At 46.9% G+C, this 3,188-nt stretch carries 3 protein-coding genes, 1 tRNA gene and 1 rRNA gene; all 5 read right to left on the reverse strand.

Annotation, left to right across the window (positions count from 1 at the left end; all coding sequences use genetic code 11):
* Positions 1-459 precede the first annotated feature (459 nt).
* Positions 460-906: a threonine/serine exporter family protein gene (locus DW965_RS18360; RefSeq protein ID WP_119198667.1), complete on the reverse strand. Its 447-nt coding sequence runs from the start codon at positions 904-906 to the stop codon at positions 460-462.
* Between the two features lie 42 nt (positions 907-948).
* Entirely contained in the window at positions 949-1,710 is a 762-nt protein-coding gene (locus DW965_RS18365; protein ID WP_055221312.1) for a threonine/serine exporter family protein, read from the reverse strand.
* 390 nt (positions 1,711-2,100) lie between these two features.
* Complete coding sequence (locus DW965_RS18370) at positions 2,101-2,700, reverse strand: DUF4230 domain-containing protein (RefSeq protein WP_055221314.1); 600 nt, start codon at positions 2,698-2,700, stop codon at positions 2,101-2,103.
* Positions 2,701-2,903: 203 nt separating this feature from the next.
* Positions 2,904-2,974: transfer RNA gene (locus DW965_RS18375), tRNA-Trp, on the reverse strand.
* A 104-nt stretch (positions 2,975-3,078) separates the two neighbouring features.
* Positions 3,079-3,188: ribosomal RNA gene (locus DW965_RS18380) — 23S ribosomal RNA — on the reverse strand; the annotation flags it as partial.

Raw genomic sequence — 3,188 nt, forward strand, 5'->3', positions numbered from 1 at the left:
GAATGTTTCACCGCTCTCCTTTTCCGCCAGGTCACGGTCAATCTCTTTTGCAGGGCAGCCCAAAGTTTACCGTCCTTTAAATCATCATCTTCAAACTTCATATTTTTTGCTCCTCATAGTTCTGTGTCTGCACTTTACTTACTTCTCTTCTTTTTTCCTTGTTTCAACTCACAGTCGGTATTTTCACGGAGTCTGACATGTCGAAAATAGTTCGACTGTGACTTACCTCATGTCAGTGGAGGATACCGATTTCTCTCCGCCCGCCACTACCGTTATGTTTCTTTTAACAATTCATCCCACCACTTTAGAAGCGGGGGACTTCTTGTCTACTGATGTTAAAAATGCCCCTATAGATTTCTTCTTTTGTCCAAGGGCACATACACTGTTAAGTATATCATAAAATTCGACAAAAAAAAGCAAAAAATTTGGTTTTGGCAAATTTCTCACTTTTTTCGTAAATCACCTGTGGACTTCGTAAAAAAATATCTTCTGCAGCGCTTCTCCGAGGAAAATTCCAAGGGCAATTGCGCCTGCCGCGGTCGCTGTCTCTAAAAGATACGTTCCAACCATGTTTTCCGGTCCCATAACGATCGAGTAGACGATGCGGTACATACCGGCTCCCGGCACCATCGGGAGAATGCCCGGGATCACGAAAAGGATCACCGGCGCTTTGAACTGGCGCGCCATTGCCTGGGAAACCAGAGCGACGGCAACGGCGGCAAGAAAGTTTTTCATCAGAATGCCGTCGTTGAATACTTCCACGATCAGATAGACCGCCCAGCCGATCATACCGACACCGGCCGTGTAGCATTCCAGCTTTTTTGGTGCGTTCAACAGTCTTGAAAATCCCCAGATTGCAACCCAGGCTCCAAGGGATTTCAGGATGATTTCACCTGCTATTCTCATATTTTTGCTTTAACCTCATCTTTTTTTCCGTATCGGTTTTCTCTACCGCACCAGCGGACGGAGCAACAGCATGCCAAGTCCCACGCCGATTGCGATGGCCGCAGCGGTTACAAACGCCTCCAGCATCCGTGCCGCACCGGAAATGTAGTCGCCGTGCAGGGTATCATACACCGCATTCGTGATCGCCACACCCGGTACGAGGGGCATGATCGATGCAATGATAATGACGTTCAGATCCATGGTCCCCGGCAGGTAATGAACACAGAGAATAGATGTGACCGCCAGCAAAAATGACCCGATACAGTTCACAAGAAACGACTGCATCCCGGCTTTTTTTCCTCCGTAAACACCGATTCCTGATATAAAACCTGCAAGTGCAGATGCCAGCACTTCGTAGAACCCGGCTCCGAACATGATTGCAAAGCCTGCGGTCGTCGCCATCATCGCGAGCAGATTTTTTTTAATTTCCGACTTAGCACGATAGATATCCCGCACCCGGTGGAACAGCGCATCCAGGTCGATATTTCCTTCGCAGAAATCGCGGGAAAGCTGATTGACCGCATGGATCCGGTTCAGATCCGTTGCACGGCTCTCTACGCTGCGCATAACAGTCATGGAATCCATCGCCGGGTCGTCGAGCGTTACCACAAAGCCGGTCGTCAGCGCCAGTACATCCGCAGTTTTCAGGCCGGACATGCGCAGCATCCGCAGCATGGTATCCTCCACCCGCCACGTCTCCGCCCCGCTTTCCAGCAGGATTTCTCCCGCCATGACCGCGGTGTCCAGCAGCAGTTTATAGTCCATAGTTTTTGTCCTCTCAAATGTAACTCATATTTCACACATGCCAAACGATTGTACCATGAAGCAGTGTTCACTTTCAAGTTAATTCTATGCAAATTCGGCGATATCCGGGCGTTTGGATGTTCCGATGTTCACCCGCGCCATTCACAAATCTTTTCAAAGTTTCTTCAAACTCCATTCACACTTTCCTCACATATGACAACTATACTAAACGTATCAAAACAAAGGGACAACAAATCATCTTCCTCTATCTTTCAACCGTTGTCCCAACCTAATATTCTTTCCAATTTATATAGATTTTTCTTTTTCATAATGCCGGTGTTTCTGCCAGAAGAAATACCGGCCCTCCTTTTTTTATCCCCCAAAAAGAAGTGCCGACATCCCGTCTATGTACTATTCTTCAAATTTTACAACCAATGTCTTGTCCCCGACCGTCTCGGACAGCATTCCGGTAATCAGTGTTTTCGCCTGTTCCTGTGCCATCGTTTCCAGGTCATCCATTTCTTTCGTCTGCTGCTCTACATCCTCCTTCGCACTCGCGATTGCATCCATCGCATCTTCCTTCCGCTCCCAGTTCAGAAGCGCTGCCTTCTCATCGTAATACTGGATGGAATCATTGTCGATGGAAATATCAAAAATCTCCACTGCCGGAAGTGTAACTGTTACTTCTGAATCCGTCACCTCCGTATTCGCCTTCGAGAGATCCACGCCCGCACGTACCTCTGCACGGTATGTCATATTAAACGCCTTCTGCGTCAGAAACGGAATCGACCCGTCCGAGTAATGAATCAGCCCGTTATAAATCATCTTCGCCGACGTCAGCTCCCCCGCCGCCTCCAGCTTGCTGTCAATAAACGTCCCCGTAATCTCCGGCTCCCGGTCCCGCCGCAACGACTGCGTCAGATAAACAACCATTCCAGCAAGGATTACTACGATCAGAAGATAAATGACAGCTTTTACCGTGCCGCGGCTTCCATTCTTTTCTCTGCTCACGTTACACCCACTCCCTTCTCATGTTTCATTTTTCATTATTTTTGAATATGTTCTGTGGCTCTATTGTACCTTATTTACACCATAAAAAACAGTCCTGCTTTACAAAAATATCTTAAAATTCTGTAAATCCTGTTCTGTTAGACTTTTCTTTTAAACAATACGAAAAAAGAGTGAAGATTTTGTATCTTCACTCTTTCCTAATACAGGGGATGAGAGAATCGAACTCCCACCAAAGGTTTTGGAGACCCCTATCATACCATTTGACCAATCCCCTACGCTAGATATACCTTCAAAACCGCATACACTTAACATCTATACATCATACCATACTTTCTTTCCGAACACAACCATTTTCTGCAAAACTTTTGTTTTGCATTTCAGGTCAAGCCCTCGACCGATTAGTAACAGTCAGCTCCATGCCTTACGGCACTTCCACCTCTGCCCTATCTACCTCGTCGTCTTCAAGGGGTCTTACTTCTTTCGAATGG

Source organism: Blautia sp. AM47-4, from assembly GCF_003479865.1.
Classification (GTDB): domain Bacteria; phylum Bacillota; class Clostridia; order Lachnospirales; family Lachnospiraceae; genus Fusicatenibacter; species Fusicatenibacter saccharivorans.